Consider the following 6164-nt stretch of genomic DNA (forward strand, 5'->3'; position numbering starts at 1 on the left):
CTGGCTTCACGGAATCAGGATCCTGTCTTTATCTTTTAAAATTCTCCATCTTTCAAAGGGTTGAGAATTTTTCCCTGCGAGACAAACTTTTTCCCTTCGGGAAAAAGACGTCCTCCAGCATAAGCCGTAACTTCCTGTTAACGGTGTAGCCGGTGATCTGCTACCATCTTCCTGGTGGGCCGCAGAACAATCCAGAGGCATCTGACAATAACGATGGCGGCACTGCTCAGGCGGTGCGCCACCAACAGGTGTTTCAACGGTCTATGGACGCTGCTGCATCGGCTGCCGATGATGGGCCCCACCGTCCGCCTCCTGTGCAGGGAGAGCTGCCCCCGGTCAACTGGAACGACACTTCGCAGGTGAACATGAACAAGGTCTTTAGAATCATCTGGAACCGCACCCTTGGACGTCTGGTAGTGGCTTCCGAGGCAGCACACTCTCAGGGGAAATCCGGCTCGGAACGCCTTCAGGCGGCGCCACGAGTCCATCACCAGCCTGCTGCGCTAACACGCCTGCGTCCACTGGCGTTGGCGATAGGATTGTTTGCCGCTGGCCTGGCGGCTCCCATGACCAGCGTCCAGGCTCAGGATGTCACCTACGACAATGTTACCGTCAATAATAATCTGACTGTTTCCAATGAGGCGATTCTCAGCGCCTTGCAGGTATCGGGCAATGCGATTTTCGACAGTACCTTAACGGTGGGAGGTGTCGACGTTGTCAGCGCGATCGACACCAACACCACTGACATTGGCTCACTGGATACCCGAGTCGGTGACAATGAGTCGGCCATCACGGGCCTTGATACTGATATTGGTGACCTGGATACCCGGGTGGGTGACAATGGGTCGGCCATCACGGGGCTTGGTACTGACATTGGTGATCTGGATATCCGAGTTGGTGACAATGAAAGCAGTATTAGCACTAACACTACTAACATCGGTGATCTGGATGCCCGGGTTGGTGAAAATGAAAGCAGCATTAGCACCAACACTGCTAACATCGGAGGTCTGGATGCCCGGGTCGGTAACAATGAAACTTCAATTACAGCCTTAGAAAACACCGCCAATGCTGGGTGGGATGTCACCGATGGAAGCAGTCAAGCGAACATCGGTCCTGGGGGTACTGTCACCTTCACGGGTGACTCCAATATCAGTGTGACTCAGTCTGGCACGGATGATGCCGGTGGAATCGATATTTCTCTTGATCCTGATATTGAAGTCACAAGTGTTACTGCCGATACCGTCACCACGGGTAATACCACCATCGACAACGATGGCGTGACGGTTGGTACGACTGGCCCGAGCGTGACCTCCACCGGAATTGACGCCGGCGGTCAGACGATTACCAATGTCGCCGCTGGAGACCTGACCGCGACCAGTACCGATGCCGTTATTGGTAGTCAGATCTACGACTTGTTTATCGAAGAAGGCGCCGGTGGGGTGCGCTACTTCCGTGCACTTTCGGCACAACCGGACTCCCAGGCCCTGGGGGCCGAGTCGATCGCTATCGGCCCCAATACCATCGCCGAGGGCAACAGTAGCTTCGCTGCCGGGTTGGGTGCCACGACTAGCAACGTGGCAGACAACGGCATTGCCTTGGGCAATCAGGCCAGTGCCGGGGCGGGTAACAGCCTGGCAGTGGGGAACCAGGCCAGTGCGGCCTTGGAATCTGGAACGGCCATAGGCAATCAAGCGCAGGCGAAGGCTGAAAACTCGATTGCCTTAGGTAAGCAAACCCTAGCCTTGGGTGAAAATGCAACCTCTATTGGTGCCACTGGCGATCCCATCACGACTCTGGATCTGGCCGTTGATGGCACCGACCTGACGTCGATCAATGGCGTACCGGTGACGGCAACTGGTACGCCGCTCAACCCTGACGGGACCTATACCCCCGGCGGTTCAGGCCAAATTACCGAGATTGCCGGTGTGGCAGTTGACGAAGACGGTGTCAATCAATTCATCAGTGCGTTGAAGGCCGGCGCCAACCTTGCCTCGGGCACGAACAGTGTATCGCTGGGTGTCGGCACCATCGCAGCCGGTGACTCCAGCGTTGCCATTGGCGACAGAGTCAATGCAGCAGTCGATGCCGTCGGGATTGGTAAAGGGGTTCGTGCCGCGGGTAGTGCGGTGGGAATTGGCCCCGGCGCCACCGCAAGCGGTGCCAATAGCTTCGCCGGCGGCAATAATGCTACCGCAAGCGGTGCCAACAGCTTCGCCGCAGGTGCTGGGGCGCAAGCAGGTGGTGCGGTTAGCATTGCTTTAGGTAAAGGTGCCGTGGCAGCCGCCACAAACAATATCTCGATCGGTGAAGAAGCAGGCGTTGGTACAGACGCTGTTATAGCCGACGATCAGGTAAATAATATCGCCATCGGCGCCCAGGCTGGCCAGAACGTTGCCGGCCAACGTAATGTGGCAATGGGGAGCAGTGCAGGCAATGCTGCCGATGGAAACGACAACATTGCCTTTGGATCTGCGGCTGGTGACAGCCTGGTGGGTGACAGTAATATCAGCATTGGTTTGAATGCTAACAGCATTGGTGGGGGGAATCAGAATCGCGCTGTCGGCATTGGCGAGGATGCCTCGGCGGGCACCGATGGCGTTGCCATCGGTCACGAGGCTGTCGCCTCCGGCAGCAACGGTCTTGCATTGGGTACTGGTGCAGCAACGAGTGGCGCAGGCGTGGCCTTGGGTGAAAACGCTGCCGCAGGAGCCGGCTATGTTGCCCTGGGCTCTGGCTCCCAGGCCACACAAAGCGATGTTGGTGGAAGTAGCTATCTAACCAATCGTGGGTTCTCGGGCAGCGCCGTTTCTGTGGGGAATGGCGAGACAGGCCTGACGCGGCGTATCGTAAATGTGGAAGATGGTGCACAGGATACTGATGCGGTAAACGTACGGCAGTTAAAGTATGCAGTGAATAATGTCGACCTGCTGGATCCTGACTTCGCCGATGGTGTGATCCTGGATCTTCAGGACCAGATCGATCAGAACTTGCTGTCCTATGTCAGTATCGAGGACGGTGGCACCGACAGGAGCAATAAGGATAACAGTGGGGCGCTAGGCGTCAGGTCAGTGGCCATCGGGCCGGATGCGTCTACCAGTGCTGGGGCCGACGATGCGACAGCTATTGGCTCCAGCGTATCGGCGGAAGGTGCTTCCTCGGTCGTTCTGGGCCATGATGTTCAAGCGCTAAAAGATAATGCGGTCGTCATCGGCAGCCAACAGACCGAAGCGCGTGACGAAAGTGGCGTGGCCATTGGCGCGGACTCGCAAAGCCGTGGCACAAACTCGATCGTTATTGGTACCCGTTCGGAGTCGGACGACCAGGACGGCACTAATGTCCAAAACTCGATCGTCATCGGCACAGACTCCCAGTCGACTGCGCGCGAAGGGATCGTCATCGGCAGAGATTCCCTCGTAAATGCCGAAAGAGCTATGGCTCAGGGTGATAATGCCGAGGCAACGGCGGATGACGCCATGGCTGTCGGTACAGGCTCCCGGGCGAGTGGTGTCAGCGCCCAGGCCAGCGGCACCCGTGCCAGCGCCAGTGGCGCCAATGCTCAGGCCAGCGGCACCGATGCCAGCGCCAGCGGTACTAGCGCGCAGGCTAGCGGTACCGATGCCAGCGCCAGTGGTGCCAGCGCTCAGGCTAGCGGTACCGATGCCAGCGCCAGTGGTGTTAGCGCTCAGGCCAGCGGTACCAGGGCTTCTGCGAGTGGAGCCAATGCCATCGCATCAGGTACGGATGCGCGTGGATATGCCACCAACGGTATCGCCATGGGCACTGGAGCCCAGGCCGGCTTCGATGATCCCAATAACCTCGACCTTCAGCGCAACATCGCGGGTATCGCGATCGGCAAGCAGTCCCTGGCGGACGAGCAGCATGCGCTGGCCCTCGGCGTCGAGGCGCAGGCTCGTGCCCAGTCCGCCACGGCGATCGGCGAGGGGGCCGAGGCCACCGCCGCTGCCCAGGACGGCCTGGCCGTCGGCTCTGGTGCGCGGGTGACCGCACAAAATGCCGCCGCCTTTGGCCAGAGCGCCGAAGCCGTGACCGGCGAGGCCCTGGCCATGGGCTCCGCTGCCCGTGCCGCCGCACAGGGCGCTACGGCGATCGGCGAGGGGGCCCAGGCCAACCACCAGGGCTCGGTAGCGCTGGGCAGCGGCGCCGTCACCGCGGAAGCGGTCGGCACCTCTAGCATGACCGTCGACAAGAACACCTACGACTTCGCGGGCACCAGCCCCGTGGCGACCGTCAGCGTCGGCACGGCGGGCGCCGAGCGTACCCTGACCAACGTGGCCGCCGGGCGCGTCAGCGCCACCAGCACCGATGCCATCAACGGCAGTCAGCTTTATGGCACCAACCAGGCGGTCAATGCACTGGCCGACAACCTGGATACCGCCGGAGGTTCCGTGGCCGGGGTCCTGGGAGGCAATGCCGCCTACGATCCGAATACCCATCAGGTCACCATGAGTGACGTGGGTGGAACCGGCGAAGATACCGTCCATGAAGCCATCGAGTATGCCGCCCAGGGCTGGGATGTCAGCGCCAACAACGACGCCGGTGCCAATGTCGCTCCCGGCGGCTCGGTGGACTTCAGCAGCACCGACGGCAATATCGCCATCAGTCGTACCGGCACCGACCTGGCGTTCAACCTCGAGGACGATATTGGCGTAAGCAGCAGCGTCAGCGTCGGCAGCGATACCGTTATCGACGGTGACAGCGTCACGACCAACAACCTGACGGTCGGCGGTGATACCTTCGTCGTGGCTGGGGATACCGTCACCTATGACGGTAACGAGATCGCGACCCAGGCCGACGGCCTGAGCTTTGCCGGCAACACCGGCGGCGCCATCGACAAGACGCTGGGTGACACCACCCCGCTGACGGTTTCCGGTGAGCTGGCGGCGGGCGATGCCTCCAGCGGCGCCAACCTGCGCGTGGATAGCGACGGCAATCAGCTCAACCTGGTGATGGCGCGCAACCTGACCGAGCTGGACAGCGTCACCACTGGCGATAGCGTGCTCGACACCGGCGGCCTCAGCGTCGACGACGGCACCAATAGCACCGAGTACGGCGCCGAAGGCATGACCATTACCGGCGGTCCCAGCGTCACCACCGGCGGCATCGATGCCGGTAATCTCCAGATCGCCAATGTCGCCGACGGTGCGGTGAACAGCACCAGCAGCGATGCCATCAACGGCAGCCAGCTGTTCGGTGTGGCCGACTCGGTGAGTGACGTGATCGGCGGCAATGCCGTGGTCAATGCCGATGGCAGCGTCACCACCAGCGATATCGGCAACACCGGCCAAGACAACGTTCACGACGCCATCGACGTGGTGAATACTGCGGCCAACGCCGGCTGGAACGCCACCGACGCAGCCGGCAATGCGGCCAACATCGGCCCCAACGGCGAGGTGCGCTTCGAGGGCGACGGCAACATCAGTGTGGCGCAGACCGGCGCGGATGACGCAGGCGTGATCGCCGTAGCCCTGAACGAGAATATCGACCTGGGCGAGACCGGCAGCATCACCACCGGCGACACCGTGATGAACGACGGCGGCGTCAGCGTGGACGACGGTGCGGGTAACACCACGGATGTCGGTGCCGGCACGATCAACGTCGCCGGCGGCAGCAACACCATCGCCATCGACGGCGGCTCGGGCGACATCACCGGGCTGACCAACACCGACCTCAACGGTGCCGACTTCGCCCAGGCGGGTCGCGCGGCCACCGAGGAGCAACTGAACCTGGTTAACCAGACCGCCAACGCCGGCTGGAACCTGAGCGGCTCCGGTGCCAATCAGGTGAACATCGGGCCGAACGGCGCGGTGGACTTCCAGGGCGATGGCAACATCAGCGTGGCCCAGAACGGCGCGGATGATGCGGGCGTGATCGCAGTGGCCCTGAACGAGAACATCGACCTGGGCGATACCGGCAGCGTCACCACCGGCGATAGCGTGCTCGACAGCGATGGCCTGACCGTCGACGACGGTGCCGGCAATGTCACCGCGGTGACCGCGAGCGGCACCAGCGTCACCGACGGCACCGACAGCACCGAGTATGGCGCCGACGGTATGACCATCGCCGGTGGCCCGAGTGTGACCACCAGTGGCATCGATGCGGGCGATCTCAAGATCACCGGCGTGGCCGATGGCGCCATCAACAGC

1 protein-coding gene and 1 pseudogene are annotated in these 6164 nt (G+C 61.4%); both read left to right on the top strand.

Annotated elements, in window-relative coordinates; translation table 11 throughout:
- Positions 1-365: 365 nt before the first annotated feature.
- A pseudogene (locus tag Q673_RS37220) lies at positions 366-494 on the top strand (ESPR domain-containing protein); the annotation flags it as partial.
- 72 nt (positions 495-566) lie between these two features.
- On the top strand, positions 567-6164 hold a 5598-nt coding region (locus Q673_RS36510), incomplete at its 3' end, for a hypothetical protein (RefSeq protein WP_235048502.1).

Source organism: Halomonas sp. PBN3 (assembly GCF_000475415.1).
In the GTDB taxonomy this organism is placed as follows: Bacteria; Pseudomonadota; Gammaproteobacteria; order Pseudomonadales; family Halomonadaceae; genus Halomonas; species Halomonas shengliensis.